Source organism: Isoptericola sp. NPDC019693 (genome assembly GCF_044389085.1).
Taxonomy (GTDB): Bacteria; Actinomycetota; Actinomycetes; order Actinomycetales; family Cellulomonadaceae; genus Isoptericola.
The window spans coordinates 422,067-437,337 of record NZ_JBIRXP010000004.1 but is presented as its reverse complement, the minus strand read 5'-3'; the positions used below and the strand labels follow the sequence as shown (position 1 = coordinate 437,337).

13 protein-coding genes are annotated in these 15,271 nt (G+C 69.9%); 8 read left to right on the top strand and 5 right to left on the bottom strand.

Going from position 1 to position 15,271, the window contains the following annotated elements:
• Positions 1-66 precede the first annotated feature (66 nt).
• The 5 genes from ACH436_RS14485 to dnaA all read right to left on the bottom strand — a co-directional run bounded on the left by ACH436_RS14485 (position 67) and on the right by dnaA (position 6,033).
• On the bottom strand, positions 67-543 hold the full coding sequence (locus ACH436_RS14485) for a DUF721 domain-containing protein (RefSeq protein ID WP_430561030.1): 477 nt from the start codon (positions 541-543) through the stop codon (positions 67-69).
• Between the two features lie 112 nt (positions 544-655).
• Complete coding sequence (recF, locus tag ACH436_RS14480; RefSeq protein WP_430560890.1) at positions 656-1,846, bottom strand: DNA replication/repair protein RecF; 1,191 nt, start codon at positions 1,844-1,846, stop codon at positions 656-658.
• A gap of 32 nt (positions 1,847-1,878) precedes the next feature.
• Positions 1,879-2,772 carry a phosphogluconate dehydrogenase (NAD(+)-dependent, decarboxylating) gene (gene gnd / locus ACH436_RS14475; protein ID WP_430560889.1) on the bottom strand — a complete coding sequence of 298 codons (894 nt, stop codon included), beginning with the start codon at positions 2,770-2,772 and terminating at the stop codon, positions 1,879-1,881.
• Between the two features lie 50 nt (positions 2,773-2,822).
• Positions 2,823-3,956 (bottom strand): DNA polymerase III subunit beta, encoded by a 1,134-nt coding sequence (dnaN, locus tag ACH436_RS14470; RefSeq protein WP_430560888.1) that lies wholly within the window; start codon positions 3,954-3,956, stop codon positions 2,823-2,825.
• 661 nt (positions 3,957-4,617) lie between these two features.
• Positions 4,618-6,033: a chromosomal replication initiator protein DnaA gene (dnaA, locus tag ACH436_RS14465; RefSeq protein ID WP_430560887.1), complete on the bottom strand. Its 1,416-nt coding sequence runs from the start codon at positions 6,031-6,033 to the stop codon at positions 4,618-4,620.
• 419 nt (positions 6,034-6,452) lie between these two features.
• Here dnaA and rpmH point away from each other — a divergent pair, with 419 nt between their 5' ends.
• From rpmH to ACH436_RS14425, 8 genes are all read left to right on the top strand, one after another.
• Entirely contained in the window at positions 6,453-6,590 is a 138-nt protein-coding gene (gene rpmH / locus ACH436_RS14460; protein WP_013840089.1) for a 50S ribosomal protein L34, read from the top strand.
• A 3-nt stretch (positions 6,591-6,593) separates the two neighbouring features.
• Complete coding sequence (gene rnpA / locus ACH436_RS14455) at positions 6,594-6,983, top strand: ribonuclease P protein component (RefSeq protein ID WP_430560886.1); 390 nt, start codon at positions 6,594-6,596, stop codon at positions 6,981-6,983.
• Positions 6,980-7,303: a membrane protein insertion efficiency factor YidD gene (yidD, locus tag ACH436_RS14450; RefSeq protein WP_430560885.1), complete on the top strand. Its 324-nt coding sequence runs from the start codon at positions 6,980-6,982 to the stop codon at positions 7,301-7,303. Before rnpA ends, yidD begins: the two co-directional genes overlap by 4 nt.
• A 57-nt stretch (positions 7,304-7,360) precedes the next feature.
• Positions 7,361-8,296: a membrane protein insertase YidC gene (yidC, locus tag ACH436_RS14445; RefSeq protein WP_430560884.1), complete on the top strand. Its 936-nt coding sequence runs from the start codon at positions 7,361-7,363 to the stop codon at positions 8,294-8,296.
• A 23-nt stretch (positions 8,297-8,319) separates the two neighbouring features.
• On the top strand, positions 8,320-8,850 hold the full coding sequence (locus ACH436_RS14440) for a protein jag (RefSeq protein WP_430560883.1): 531 nt from the start codon (positions 8,320-8,322) through the stop codon (positions 8,848-8,850).
• Between the two features lie 73 nt (positions 8,851-8,923).
• Complete coding sequence (gene rsmG, locus ACH436_RS14435; protein ID WP_430560882.1) at positions 8,924-9,589, top strand: 16S rRNA (guanine(527)-N(7))-methyltransferase RsmG; 666 nt, start codon at positions 8,924-8,926, stop codon at positions 9,587-9,589.
• A gap of 294 nt (positions 9,590-9,883) precedes the next feature.
• The gene (locus tag ACH436_RS14430) at positions 9,884-10,828 is read left to right on the top strand and encodes a ParA family protein (protein WP_430561029.1); all 945 of its coding nucleotides are present in this window, start codon (positions 9,884-9,886) and stop codon (positions 10,826-10,828) included.
• Positions 10,829-10,994: 166 nt separating this feature from the next.
• On the top strand, positions 10,995-12,404 hold the full coding sequence (locus tag ACH436_RS14425; protein ID WP_430560881.1) for a ParB/RepB/Spo0J family partition protein: 1,410 nt from the start codon (positions 10,995-10,997) through the stop codon (positions 12,402-12,404).
• Positions 12,405-15,271 lie beyond the last annotated feature (2,867 nt).

Sequence of the window (15,271 nt, the reverse complement as noted above, 5' to 3'; positions counted from 1 at the left end):
ACCACGCACAGGACAGGGGCCCGGCCGCACCAGCGGCCGGGCCCCTCGCCGTCCACAGGCTGTGGGTCAGCCGTAGGTGTCGCGCGGGCCAGGACCGCGCACGGACCGTCGTCCGCGGCGGAAGCCGGGCCCTGCGGGCCCCAGCACGGTCACCTGCTCGACGACGCCCTCGCCGACCTCTTCCTCGAGACGGCGCAGCAGCGTCGGCACCAGCAGGCGCACCTGGGTCGCCCAGGCGGTCGAGTCGGCGCGCACCACGAGCACCTTCTGCTCGAAGGTCTCCGGCTGGCAGTGGTCGGCCACCTGGTCGCCCACCACCTCGCGCCAGCGGCCGATCACCCCGCCCACCGAGACGTCCGCCGTCCAGCCCTTGTCGCGCATGAGGCGCCCCAGCACCTCTGACAGCAGCTGCGGGTCGCGCGCGCCCGGGCCCTGCCCGGACAGGCGCGGCTCCGCGAGGGGGGAGCGTCGTGCCGGCGACCCCGGCCGCAGCCCTTTCGCCCGGGCGGCCGCCTTGGCCCGGTTCAATGCCTCACGAGCCACCGCCGACGGCGGCGTGAGCTCGGTGCGGTCCTTGACCGGTCGCGGGTCCTCGGCGTGCGGCGAGGACCCGTGCCCCTCGTCGTCGCGGTCGGCCAGGCCTTCGTCGGCGTCGTCACCCCGCACGACGCACCTGGCCCGGGGTGACCTCGAACCGGGCACCGAGCAGCCCCGGTGGCACGTCGTCCGGCACCGCCGCCGTGACGAGCACCTGCCGTGCCGGCGCGACGAGCTCTGCCAGCCGCTCGCGGCGCCGCACGTCCAGCTCGGCGAACACGTCGTCCAGGATCAGCACCGGGTCGGCGTCCGTGTCGAGGTCCGGGTCCCAGAACGCCGCGTCCGGCACGTGCTCCGCGGCCTCGCCGCCACCCAGCAGCCGGTACGACGCGAGCCGGAGCGCCAGCGCGAACGACCACGACTCGCCGTGGCTCGCGTACCCCTTGGCCGGCAGCCCGCCGAGCGTGAGCACCAGGTCGTCCCGGTGCGGCCCGACGAGGCTCACCCCACGCTCCAGCTCCTGGGCGCGGGACTCCGCCATCGCGCCGAGCATGGCCTTCTCCAGGCCCTCCGCCGCCGGGGTCGCGCCGTCCGCGATCCCCGGCACGCTCGCGCGGTAGGCGAGCTCGGCGTCGCCGTCCGCGTCGCTGACCTGCTCGTAGGCCGCCGCGACCTGCGGCCGCAGGGCTTCCACCAGCGCGAGCCGCATGGCGAGGATCTGGCCGCCGAGCTGCGCGGCCCGGGCGTCCCAGACCTCGAGCGTGCTCGTGTCCACCGCTCCGGCGCCCGACCGGCGCACCCCGCGCAGCGACTTGAGCAGCGCCGACCGCTGCCGCACGACGCGCTCGTAGTCGCCCAGCAGGCCCGCGGCCCGGGGGAGGAGCTGCACCACCAGCTGGTCGAGGAAGCGGCGCCGGCCGTCGGGGTCGCCCTTGACGAGCGCCAGGTCCTCCGGGGCGAAGAGCACGGTCCGCAGGATGCCGAGCACGTCACGCGCCCGGCCGAGCTGCCCGCGATTGACGCGCGCCCGGTTCGCCTTGCCGGCGGTGATCTCCAGCTCGACCGTGGACGCGCGGTCGCCCCGCACGATCCTCGTCCGGACCACGGCCCGCTCCGACCCAGCGCGCACGAGCGGGGTGTCGTTCGCGACCCGGTGGCTTCCGAGGGTCGCCACGTACCCGATGGCCTCCACGAGGTTCGTCTTGCCCTGACCGTTGCGCCCGACGAACGCGTTCGGGCCCGGCTCGAGCTCGACGTCCGCCGCGGCGTACGACCGGAAGTCGAGGAGGGAGAGGTGGGAGACGTACATCTAACCTGCTCGGCGGCCCGACACCGCCGGCCTCACTGCGCGGGCTTGACCGCGTGCCCGCCGAACTGCTGGCGCAGCGCGGCCACGGCCTTCATCGCCGGGGACTCGTCCTGCCGGGACGCGAAACGGGCGAACAGCGCCGCGGAGATCACGGGCAGCGGCACCGCGTTGTCGATGGCCTCGTCGACGGTCCAGCGTCCCTCGCCCGAGTCGTCGACCCAGTCGTCGATGGCGGCCAGGGCCGGGTCCTCCTCGAGCGCCTTCACCATGAGGTCCAGCAGCCACGACCGCACGACGGTGCCACGCATCCACGCCTTCATCGTGCCGTGGACGTCCGTGACGATGTCCTTCGCGGCGAGAAGCTCGTAGCCCTCCGCGTAGCTCTGCATGAGCCCGTACTCGATGCCGTTGTGCACCATCTTCGCGAAGTGCCCCGCGCCCACCTCGCCGGCGTGGACGAAGCCCTCCTCGCGCGGCCCCTCGGGACGCAGCGCGTCGAACACGGGCATCAGAGCCTCGACGTGCGCACGGTCGCCGCCGCACATCAGGCCGTACCCGTTCTCCAGGCCCCACACGCCGCCGGAGACGCCGACGTCGACGTAGCCGATGCCCCGCTCGGCCAGCTCCGCGGCGCGCGCCTGGTCCTCCGGGTAGTGCGAGTTCCCGCCCTCGACGACGACGTCGCCCTCACCGAGCAGCGTGCCGAGCTCCTGCACGACGCCGCGCGTCGGGTCGCCCGCCGGCACCATCACCCACACCACACGACGGTCCGCGGGCAGGGCGGCCACGAGGTCCGCCAGCGACGCGACGTCGGACACCTCGGGCCGCGGGTCGTACCCGGTGACGTCGATGCCGCCGCGGCGCAGCCGCTCGCGCATGTTGTTGCCCATCTTGCCCAGACCGACGAGTCCGATGTGGCTGACCATGGGTTCCTCCGGGTGCGGTGCGGGCGAGCGGACGGGTGTGCTCGGCGTGCTCAGCCGGCGAAGCGGATCGGCACGAGCAGGTAGCGGTAGTCCGACGAGTCCTCGCCGTCGAGCGACTCCTGGCCGGTGAACTCCACCGGCTTGTTCGGGTGCGTGAACGAGAGCCGGACGAAGTCGGTGCCGAGCGCGCCCAGCCCGTCCAGCAGGAACTGCGGGTTGAACGCGACCTGGATGTCCTCGCCCACCAGCACGGCCTCGAGGGCCTCGGACGCCTGCGCGTCGTCGCCCTGGCCTGCGTCGAGCACGACCTGGCCCTCGGTGAACGACAGGCGGATCGGGGTGTTGCGCTCCGCGACGAGCGAGACGCGCTTGGCAGCCTCGATGAGCGGCGCGGTGGCCACGACGGCGTGGATCGGCGTCGCGTCCGGGAACAGGCGACGCACGGGCGGGTAGTCGCCGTCGACCAGCTGGGACGTGGTGTGGCGGCCGCCGGCCTCGAAACCGATGAGGTCGACGCCCTGGCCCGTGGACAGGCCCACGTTCACGAGGCCGCCACCCCCGCCGAGCGACTTCGCGACGTCGGTCAGGGTGCGGGCCCGCACCAGCGCCACGGCCGAGTAGCCCGGGGTCGCGGGCGTCCAGGTCAGCTCGCGCAGCGCGAGCCGGTACCGGTCGGTGGCGATGAGGGTGATGCGCTCGCCCTCGATCTCCATCCGCACGCCGGTGAGCAGGGGGAGCGTGTCGTCACGGCTCGCGGCCACGCTGACCTGCGCGACGGCGTGCGTGAGCGCGTCTCCCGTGACCGTGCCGCTCAGCTCGGGCATCTGCGGCAGGGCCGGGTAGTCCTCCACCGGCATGGTCAGCAGGGTGAAGCGCGAGGCGCCGCACGTCAGGACGACCTTGGTGCCCTCGAGCGTGACGTCCACAGGCTTGTTCGGCAGCGCGCGGGAGATCTCCGCCAGCAGGCGGCCCGAGACGAGCACCGTGCCGGGCTCGGAGACCTCGGCGGGGATCTCGGCCCGTGCGGAGACCTCGTAGTCGAAGCTGGACAGCCAGATCGTGCCGGCGGTGTCGACCTCGATGCGGACGCCCGCGAGCACCGGTGCCGGCGGGCGCGTGGGGAGCGTGCGCGCCGTCCAGGTCACGGCCTCGGCCAGGACGTCACGCTCAACCCGGAACTTCATCCCACTCCTCGCGTTGTCGACCCGTGTCGATCGAAGTGGACGTGCAGGCGTGCGGTCGGTGGCCCGGGACCAGCCCGGACCGTCGAGGTTCGCCGACCTGCCTCGTCGTCCGAGCCAAACCCTACGCGAGACACCGGCTCTTCGGCACGTGATCCTCGGTCTGCCGAGGGGATGGCCCTGGAGTGTCGCGCCGCCCTGATGAAGGTGTGGGGAAATTTCTGATGATCAAACGTTCGTCATCGTCATAGGGGTTGTGGAATCTGGGGATGACGGGTGTTTGTGCAGGTCAGAGCACTGCTCAGGGTGTGGAGGCTGTGGGGGCGGCGCTGTGGACAACACCTGTGGCCTGTGGGCGACGGATTCTGTACCCACAGCCGTCCACCGATCGGGGCGTCGTCGTCCACGGATCTGGTGCAGTGGTCCACACCCGTCCACAGAGTTTTCCACAGGTGTGAATCGTGTCCCGCCCGGTGATGACGGTGTTGTCCACGGTATCCCTCCACAGGCCTGGGGACAGATTGTGCAGAACCGGGCATTTCTGGGCCCCACCCTGTGGGCAGAGATGTGGAGAGACGACGTCGGGCCCGCATCCACACCCCTGTGGAAGGTGTGGATGCGGGCCCGATGGGCTCGTGTCGTGCGGTGGGCGCGCGAGAAGGGCTCAGCCGCGGTGCTGCTGCTTGATGCGGCTCGTGAGCTCCGTCACCTGGTTGTACGTGGAGCGGCGTTCCGCCATCTGGCCGGCGATCTTCTTGTTCGCGTGCATGACGGTCGTGTGGTCTCGGCCGCCGAACTGCTGCCCGATCTTCGGCAGCGACAGGTCCGTGAGCTCGCGGCACAGATACATGGCGATCTGCCGGGCGGTGACGAGCACGCGCGACCGGGAGGAACCGCACAGGTCGTCGATCGTCAGCCCGAAGTAGGCCGCCGTCTGCGCGATCACCATGGACGGGGTGATCTCCTGCGTGTCGTCGTCGGTGATGAGGTCCTTCAGGACGATCTCCGCCAGCGCGAGGTCGACGGCCTGACGGTTGAGGTTCGCGAACGCGGTGACGCGGATGAGCGCGCCCTCGAGCTCGCGGATGTTCGTCGAGATGCGGGAGCCGATGTAGCTGAGCACCTCGGCGGGGACGTCGAGCCGTTCGCTCGCGGCCTTCTTGCGCAGGATCGCGATGCGGGTCTCGAGGTCCGGCGGCTGGACGTCGGTGATGAGACCCCACTCGAACCGGGACCGCAGGCGGTCCTCGAAGCCGTTCAGCTGCTTGGGCGGGACGTCGGAGGTGATCACCACCTGCTTGTCCGCGTTGTGGAGGGCGTTGAACGTGTGGAAGAACTCCTCCATCGTCTGTTCCTTGCCCTCCAGGAACTGGATGTCGTCGATGAGGAGGACGTCGACGTCCCGGTAGCGCCGCTGGAACGCCCCCGCGCGCCCCTCGCCGATGCTGTTGATGAAGTCGTTGGTGAACTCTTCCGAGTTGACGTACCTCACGCGCACATGGGGATAGAGGTTGTGGGCGTAGTGGCCGATCGCGTGCAGCAGGTGCGTCTTGCCGAGCCCGGAGTCCCCGTAGATGAACAGCGGGTTGTACGCCTTGGCGGGCGCCTCGGCGACGGCGACGGCCGCGGCGTGGGCGAAGCGGTTGGACGAGCCGATGACGAACGTCTCGAAGATGTACTTCGGGTTGAGTCGCGTGGGCTCGGCGGGCTGCTTGGGGCTCGGTGGCAGCGGCGGCGCCTCCGGCTCGTCGGGGACGCCCGGCTCCGGGGGAGCGGTGTAGTCCTGCGACGGTCCGGTGAGGGTGTCGCTGCTCAGCTCGGGGTCCACCGTGATGCCGAAGCGGATGTCGCGGCCGAGCGTGGATGCCATCGCGGACACGAGCTGGTCGCGGACGCTGGTCTCGAGGTAGGCGCGCGTCTGCTCGTGCGGCACCGCGATGAACACGGTGTCCTCGAGGATCGCCATCGGCTTCGCGAGCTTGATGAACGCGAGCTGCCGGGCCGTCATGTCCGGACGAGCCTCGAGGGTGGCGAGCGTGTGTGCCCAGACGTCGGTGATGTTCTCGTCCGGCTGGGCCACGGGCGTCGTCCTTCGGGTCGTTCGAGATGGGCAGCTGTTGGTCAACGAGATCGCGAGTCTGCCACGCCGGAACTCCGTCCACAGCGTTGTCCACATGCTGTGGAACCTGTGGACAATGCTGTGGGCGAGGACCGTGCGGGAGAGCCGGCGCGACGTCGCGCCGAGGTGCGTGAGGTCATCCACATCGTAGCCACCGGCCGCTCCAGGTCGCCCCCGGGCGGGTTTGACCCGAGGGGGCTCCACGGCGTAACGTCGGACAGCCGTTCCAGGTCCTTTCGCGCGCCCTTAACAAGGCTGCCGGTCCTCGGGTCGGCCCGGTCGGTGCTTCCACGTCTCGTGCGCGAGGTCCGACCTGCGACAAGACCCTGCATCGTCGAGGAACTGACGGTGTACCTCCCCGACGTTTCTTGGAGTACCTCGTGAGCAAGCGGACCTTCCAGCCGAACAACCGCCGTCGTGCCAAGACCCACGGCTTCCGGCTGCGCATGCGCACCCGTGCCGGCCGCGCCATCCTGGCGAACCGTCGGCGCAAGGGTCGCGCCGAGCTCTCTGCCTGACGGATGCTGCCTGCGGCGCACCGACTGCGCCGTTCCGTCGACTTCGAACGGACGGTGCGCCGCGGCACGCGTGCAGGTCGATCGACCGTGGTGGTGCATCTCCTCGTCAACCCCGACGCCGGCCCTGAGGCCGGCGTCGGTGCTGTCGCGGGCGGTGCGCCGACACAGGTCGGTCTTGTCGTATCCAAGGCCGTGGGGAACGCCGTGCACCGCAACCAGGTGAAGCGTCGTCTGCGGCACATCGCGGCCGCCCACCTCTCCGCGTTGCCCGCCGGGGCCAGCATGGTCGTCCGCGCCCTGCCTGCCTCCAGCGGCGCCACGTTCGCGGAGCTCGACCGGGACCTCACGAGCAGCCTCGACCGCGCCGTCGCGCGGGCCCGGAGGACGACGTGACCGCGTCCACGCTCGACCGCGGGCGGGACGTGCTCCGGAACCTCCCGGCCTCGGTCCTGATCGGTGTCCTGCGCGTCTACCAGTCGGTGATCTCCCCGCTCACGGGGCCCACCTGCAAGTACTACCCGTCGTGCTCCCAGTACGCGATCATCGCGATCCGCACTCACGGCACGCTTCGGGGAACCGGCCTCGCACTGTGGCGGATCCTGCGGTGCAACCCCTGGAGCCTCGGCGGAGTCGACGACGTCCCACCCGCTCGCACCCCGCACGTCGATGTCGACGACGCGGATCACGAGCACCGCGGCGCTGCACGCCACTGACCTTCCCGGACCGCGCCGCCGGGGACGCAGACTTTCCGACAGAGGAGACAATTCGGGATGTTGGACACCATCCTCTACCCCATCGAGTGGGTCGTGGCCTGGATCATGTACGGGGCTCATGCCCTGTTCACGACCCTCGGGATGCAGGACGGCCCTGGTTGGGCATGGGTCTTCTCGATCGTCGCCCTGACGGTCGTGATCCGCGTCGCGCTGATCCCGCTGTTCTTCAAGCAGATCAAGGCCTCACGCGGGATGCAGATGATGCAGCCCGAGCTGCAGGCGGTGCAGAAGAAGTACAAGGGCAAGACGGATCCCGCGTCCCGCGAGGCCATGGGCCGCGAGACCATGGAGCTGTACCGCAAGCACGGCACCAACCCCATGGCGTCCTGCCTGCCGATCCTGCTGCAGTCGCCGATCTTCTTCGCGCTGTTCCGGGTGCTCAACAACCTGCAGGCGATCGCTGTGGGCTCGCGTGACGCGATCGGCCCGATCGATCAGCGCATCGCCGGCGACATCGAGTCGTCGAGCCTCTTCGGGGCCCAGCTCTCCGACGTCTTCCGCACCACCGACTCGACGACGTCGCGCGTGGTCGTCATCTGCCTCATCATCCTGATGAGCGCCACGATGTTCTTCACCCAGCGTCAGCTGACGATGAAGAACATGCCGAAGGCCGCTCTTGAGGGGCCGATGGCGAGCACGCAGAAGATGATGCTCTACATCCTCCCGGTGATCTTCCTGATCTCGGGCATCAACTTCCCGGTCGGTGTGCTGATCTACTGGGTCGTCTCCAACCTGTGGACGATGGGCCAGCAGTTCTACACGATCAAGAAGATGCCGGCCCCTGGCTCGGAGGCGGAGCGTCTCCTCAAGGAGAAGAAGGCCCGGAAGGCTGCGGCCAAGGGCGTCATCGAGGCGACCCCGGAGCCGGAGCCCGAGAAGCCCCGCGGGCAGCGTGAGCAGCCCAAGCGCAAGAACCGCCAGAAGCGCCGCTGAGCAGCGAGAGGAATCGAACCCCGATGACGACGGACACGCCGGTGGACCAGGGCCCCGACCGTACGAAGCGCCTCGAGGAGGAGGGCGAGATCGCGGCGGACTACCTGGAGGAGCTGCTCGACATCGCGGACCTCGACGGTGACATCGACCTGGACATCCAGCACGACCGCGCGGCCGTCGAGATCGTGGCGGACGAGGACGAGGATCTCTCGGTGCTCGTCGGGCGCGACGGCGAGGTGCTCGAGGCGCTGCAGGAGCTCACCCGCCTGGCCGTGCAGGCACGGACGGGGGAGCGGAGCCGGCTGATGCTCGACATCGCCGGCTTCCGCGCGACGCGCCGCCAGGAGCTGACCGTGCTGGCGGAGGACGCGGTCCGTCAGGTCCGGGAGTCCGGCCGGGAGGTCGAGCTTGACCCGCTGAACGCCTTCGAGCGGAAGGTCGTGCACGACGCCGTCGCGGCCGCGGGGCTGGTCAGCGACTCGCGGGGCGTGGAGCCGACGCGATACGTGGTGGTCCAGCCGGCCTCGGACCAGGGTTCGGCGACGGAGTCCTGACAGACGTTTCGAGAGCCCGTTGTTTCACGTGAAACGACGGGCTCTCGTCGTGTAACGGGAGCGCAAGGGAGAAATGGTGAGTGACGTGACAGAGGTCCCGACGGGCGATGAGGACGCGGCGCTCGGTGAGAGCGCGGCGGTGCGTGAGTACCTCGGTGACCGTTACGACCTGGTGGCGCGGTTCGCCGCGAGCCTGCGGGCGGAGGGCGAGCTGCGCGGCCTGATCGGGCCGCGCGAGGTCGCCCGCCTGTGGGAGCGGCACATCCTGAACTCGGCCGCCGTGACCCCGTATCTCGGCGACGCGCGATCGGTCGCCGACATCGGCTCAGGGGCGGGTCTGCCCGGTCTCGTGCTGGCGATCCAGCGCCCGGACGTCGAGGTGCACCTCATCGAGCCGATGGAGCGTCGGACCGCATGGCTCCAGGAATGCGTGGAGAACCTGGGTCTGGCGAATGTGCTGGTCAAGCGCGGTCGCGCCGAGGAGTACCACGACGCCTTGGAGGTCGACGTCGTGACGTCGCGTGCGGTAGCGGCGCTGAGCAAGCTCGCTCGGATGAGCCTGCCCCTCGTGCGCCGGGGAGGAGCGATGGTCGTCCTGAAGGGCCGGAACGTGGAGCGTGAGATCGAGCCCGCGCGGAAGGTCTTGCGTTCCTTCAAGGCGGCCGAGCCCGAGATCCTCGAGGGGCGCACGGTCGACAACGTCGAACCCACCACCATCCTCCGGATCCGGCGACACTGAGCGTCGACGGATGACCGCAGGCTGCGGGGTGCGCGGCGTGTCCACAGGCCGGAGTTTCGACCCGTCGGGTCGTCAGTGAGGCCGTAGAGTGAGCGCGGAGCACCGGGCCGTGGCGTCGTACGTGCCGTGACCCGGGCGCACAGTCCCTGTGACGAACCGGAGGAGTGGCACGTGAGCACGAGTACGGAGCACGTCGACGACGTCCCGAGGAACGACGGGACCGCGACGGGCGATCCGCACGTTTCACGTGAAACGGCGCCGGGACTGTCCTGGGCCGACGGCGGTCTTCCTCCTGTGATCGACGGACACCGCGCCGCGCTCGTGGCCTCGGTGCCCGAGGCTGACGAGTCGACCCCGCTGGCCGCCCAGCTCGCCATCGACGCACGCCGACGGATCGAGCTGCAAGGCCGACAGTTCCCCCGGCCTGCGAGCACCCGGATCATCACGGTGGCGAATCAGAAGGGCGGGGTCGGCAAGACGACGACCACCGTGAACCTTGCCGCCGGCCTGGCCCAGTCCGGCCTGAAGGTGCTGGTCATCGACAACGACCCCCAGGGGAACGCGTCGACTGCGCTCGGGCTGGAGCATCGCGCCGGTACCCCCTCGATCTACGAGGTCCTCGTCGAGGACGAACCGCTCGCGAACACCGTGCAGGAGTGCCCTTCGGTTCCCGGCCTCTACGGTGTTCCCGCGACTATCGACCTGTCGGGCGCAGAGATCGAGCTGGTCTCTCTCGTTTCACGTGAAACACGTCTACGCCGGGCCGTTGACGCGTACCTGGCGCAGCGAGAGGAGCGCGGGGAGGAGCGGATCGACTACGTCCTCGTCGACTGCCCGCCCAGCCTCGGCCTCCTGACGGTGAACGCGTTCGTGGTCGGCCGTGAGGTGCTGATCCCGATCCAGTGCGAGTACTACGCCCTCGAGGGACTGAGCCAGCTCCTCAAGACGATCGAGCTGATCAAGGCGCACTTGAATCCGGAGCTTCGCGTCTCGACCATCCTTCTCACCATGTATGACGGGCGGACGAACCTCGCCCAGCAGGTCGCGGCGGAGGTCCGGGAGCACTTCCCCGAGCAGACGCTGCGCACCACGGTCCCGCGATCGGTGCGCATCTCCGAGGCGCCCAGCCATGCGCAGACGGTGATGACCTACGATCCCGGGTCGACAGGATCTCTCGCATACCTCGAAGCGGCCCGGGAGCTCGCGGAGCGCCTCCCGCAGCGCCCGGACCTGCGATGACATCGACCCATGGAGAGCGAGTGAAGGGCGCGCCGTCGACGATGACGGTGCACCTGAGCACGCCCCCCGCACGTGACATGAAGGTTTCCCCGTCCACGCGGGGGCACGACGGCAACTTCGGAACGACCAGGGGAGCGCGGAGCCGGATGGTTCAGGAGGCTGGAGCATGAGTCAGAAGAAGCGTGGCCTGGGTCGCGGACTCGGCGCACTGATCCCATCCGGACCCGAAGGGGACCGGCCGGTCGACGTCTTCTTCCCGGCTGGGGACGGCCGTGATGGCGGCGAGAGCGGGAATGCCCTCGCGTCCGTGGGAGCAGAGCGCACGACCAGCGAGGTCGGCGAAGACTCGGGCCGCGCCACCCGACGGTCAGCGTCCTGGGACTCGGCGATCGCGGGTGGTCGGCTGAGCATTCGTACTGGTGGGGAGGCTCAGGCCAAGGAAGGCGCCCCGAACTCCGATGGGGTGTCGTCTGCCCTGACGGACACTCCAGGCGTCTCCGCCGATGCCGTGGATGCGGGTGAGGACCGCGAGTCGAAGGAGCCCTTCGGCTCGGACGGCCTGTCCCTGGGGTTGATCACCAGCATCGACTTCCCGGACGTCGATGACGTCTCCGACTCGTCCTCCGCCGGAGACGGGTCGGCGGTGCCTACGACGCCCGACGCTGGGTCGATCGACGGGGCATCGTCTGATGTTCAGAGTGCTGACGCCGTTTCACGTGAAACGGAGCTGAAGCCCGTCCCTGGTGCGACCTTCGCTGAGATCCCGGTGGAATCCATCCGTCCGAACACGTGGCAGCCGCGGACGGTGTTCGACGACGGCGAGCTGGACGAGCTGGTGGCGTCGATCTCGGAGATCGGCGTCCTTCAGCCGATCGTGGTGCGTCCTGACGCCTCCGACCCGGATCGCTACGAGCTCATCATGGGCGAACGGCGGTGGCGCGCCAGCCAGGCCGCCGGCCTGGAGACCATTCCGGCCATCGTGCGGGTGACCGACGACAGCGACATGCTGCGTGACGCCCTCCTGGAGAACCTCCACCGCGCGGCGCTGAACCCGCTCGAGGAGGCCGCCGCGTACCGTCAGCTGCTCGACGATTTCGGCTGCACCCACGAAGAGCTGGCTACGCGCATTGCAAGGTCGCGCCCGCAGATCTCTAACACGCTCCGTCTGCTGAAGTTGCCGCCGCTGGTCCAGCGGCGCGTGGCCGCCGGCGTTCTCTCGGCCGGCCATGCTCGTGCTCTGCTCTCGCTGAGCGATGGCGCAGAGATCGAGCGGCTTGCTCAGCGCATCGTCTCCGAAGGGCTGTCCGTGCGGGCGACCGAAGAGGTCGTCACGCTGCTGACCAGCGGCGACACCGCGTCGCCTACGCGACGAGCTCCCCGCGCCGGCCAGCGGAGCGAGGCCATGGATGAGCTCGCGACGCGTCTCGCCGACCGCTTCGAGACTCGCGTGAAGGTGAGCATCGGCAAGACGAAGGGCCGACTCACCGTGGAGTTCGCCTCGGTCGACGACCTCAACAGGATCCTGGGCGTCATGGCACCCGAGGACCCGGGCCTCCTACGCTCCGGACCTGCGTGACGCCTGCGACGCCCGAACGGGTGCCACTCCTCTTGGGGGAGTGGCACCCGTTCGTCGTTGCGGAGGGAATCAAGGAGGGCGCGTGCGTCGGTGGCGCTCGGCGCTGTGTCGTCGCACTCACCGGGCGCCGTGCACGCGTTTCACGTGAAACAGGTGCCGCCACGGTGACACAGCGGGAGAGAGACCTGCCAGGTTCTCGGGGTCACAGGTCGTGGGGTGGGCTACGACCCGCTGCAGCGGTCGTCGGTCGCCTCCTTCGTGCGGCTGGCCATGCAGGTCAGCCGCGCATGGGAACGCCTCAGGCCGCAGGAGCGGGTGGTCGGTACTCCGAGTCAGTTGGTCGTGGACTAAGGGAACGGGGGGACACGACTACCCAGGTGAGGGTGCACAGCAGATCGGGGCGACCGCCTGGATATGTGCGGTGAGGCATCGAGGGCGACCCGTCGCGGATCGACTCCAGACGTTGGTGCGGAAGGCCGCTGGGATTGGCCCTTCCTGTGCCGCGGATCGGAGAACACCGGGGAGAGAGCGCGGTGACGTGATGGGTCGGTCACGCTCGTGGGCCCGTCGTCAGCAGCGCGGCACGCGGGGGGAGTGTTCCGTGACGGTGCGTTGGGTAGGGATGTGGCTCGGCAGGTCGGACCGAGGTTGGTACCTCTGAGGAACCCGCGATGCCCAGGTGAAGGACACCGGGGTTCCGCCTCACGCCAGACGATCCGGCCCGCGCGAGCGCGTACAGAATGCACGAGGTACGGAGGGCCAGAGAGGAACGGCCGAGGTCCCTGGCTGTCGTGAGGCGCGCCGGAAGGCTCGACGAAGATGGCGGGCGCCGGCTGGTCGAAGCCGGTCGACACAGAGCGCGCAGGCCCACCGACCCCAGGCGCGCGGACTTCTCGATCACGGCGCAGCTGAGTCTCTCGTTTCACGTGAAACGTGCCGGAGGGCGCCTCGTCGTATCGCTGGGCAGTCCGTCGCGCGCCCGATCAGTGTGAGGGCAGCGGACGTCCCTTCGCGCGCGCCTGTTTCACGTGAAACGGGCCTGACGTTTCGGATACGCCGCTCCCTGCCCAGCCCCAGTCGCGCGGCGCCCGAGGGACGCGGCGCCCGAGGAACGCGGCGACCAAGGGCCACCCGAAACCGCGGGACCGGAGCGCTAGGCTGCGTCGCGAGGACTGCTGGTCTGGGGGAGGGGCGCCCCCCGTTCCACGTGAAACACCAGGGGCCCAGCGGGCGGCGTGGGCCAGATCGCGGCAGAACGGCGGGACCACGCATCGCGACGACGTGATCCGGTCGGTTGTGGACGCTCTCAGGGGCGCAAGAAGGAGCGAGACCGTGAGGGCGGCGTCGGGAAGAGGTGGACTGCGGGGGATGCTGACTTCTCATTCGGTGCATGACGGGCGCGGCAAGGTCCGGTCGGGTAAGGCCAGGCCGGCGACGTGACTGGTCACCGACGTGACAGGGCAGCGACGTGACAGGGCAGCGACGTGACAGGCCAGGAGCGGGGAAGAAAGGACGGGAGGCCGGGAGCGGCGGGAGTAAGGGGCGGGGGAGTAAGGAGCGGGGGAGGCTGCAGCATGGTGGTCGGCAACGGGTCTGCGAGTAACGCGGCATGTCGGAATGGGGCGATGCGGATCAGGTCACGATGACCGCGGACAATGTCTACGACCTCGCGAGCCTCGAGCGCTCCGAGCAGGCCGTTCGCCTCGGACGCGCTCGAACAGGCAGGCGATCGTGGTGGGGCACAGCACGCCCCGTTGTCTTGAGTCGCGCTGGCCGCTGGTCGAGGACTGAGCAGGACGAACTGCTCGGCCGTTGTCGGCGAGAGGCACTGGAGCCCGTTACGCTTACGGCTCACCTCCGCCAAGTGTGGCGAAGGGTCCTCCCGGTACGGGGGCTCGCTGCCGTGGGACTCCCAGCTGCGGTGGATGCTGCCTTCCTCCTGTCCCGAGACTTCCGGGTGTGTCCTGGCTGCTGCTGTCCGACGTGGACCGAATGCGCGACTCGCCCTGTCTGACCGACATGGAGCCGATGCGAGGAGCGCTCTTTCGCTCGTGAGTCAGGTGCCATCCCGCGGCCGACGAGATGACACTCGTGTGCCGAACGCGGGGCCCCGCGAGGACGGGCCAACCGACCCCACCCTGGTAGGTGGACACGTCAACACCGCACGCGGCGTACCGGTCGGCGGACAGGCGAGACGTTGACGCCGTGCACGGCATACAGATCGTCGGCCACACGGTGGGTCCTCGCGTCGGGCGCGACGCGCGCTCACCGGTCGCAGGAGGACGCGCGCTGGGCGTATTCGTGAATGTATCGCCGCAGGTCACACCGTGTGACAACACGGCTCATGGACATACTTTCGACGGCACGCCACTCTCCGGATCGCCAACCCGGCGACCTGCTGAGCTGCTCTCGGGGCCCCGCTGCGCGCCCGGGCCGTCGCTGAAGCTGGCCCCTCAGGTGCGGGGCGGTGACGTCCGCGGCAACTCCCGACTCGGACTGGGGGCTCACACACATCGACCCGCACTGGCCCGGGCCAGCCAGCAGTGGCCTGGGCCGGCCAGCACTGAGCCGCGCCAACCCGCACTGACGCGCCCCACCCGCACTGACGCGCCCCACCCGCACTGACGCGCCCCACCCGCACTGACGCGCCCCACCCGCACTGACGCGCCCCACCCGCACTGATGGGCCCTGAGCCGCTGCGACCGACATATCAGCCCCGCGACCGCCATCGGCCTCGCCGGCCCGCATCAGCCTCGGGACCCGCATCAGCCCCGTTGGCCCGCATCAGCCCCGTCGGCCGTGTCGGCGCGCCCGGGTGCGGCTGGCCCTCGGATTCGCCTGCTCCCTACTCCCTGCCCTGCTCGGGT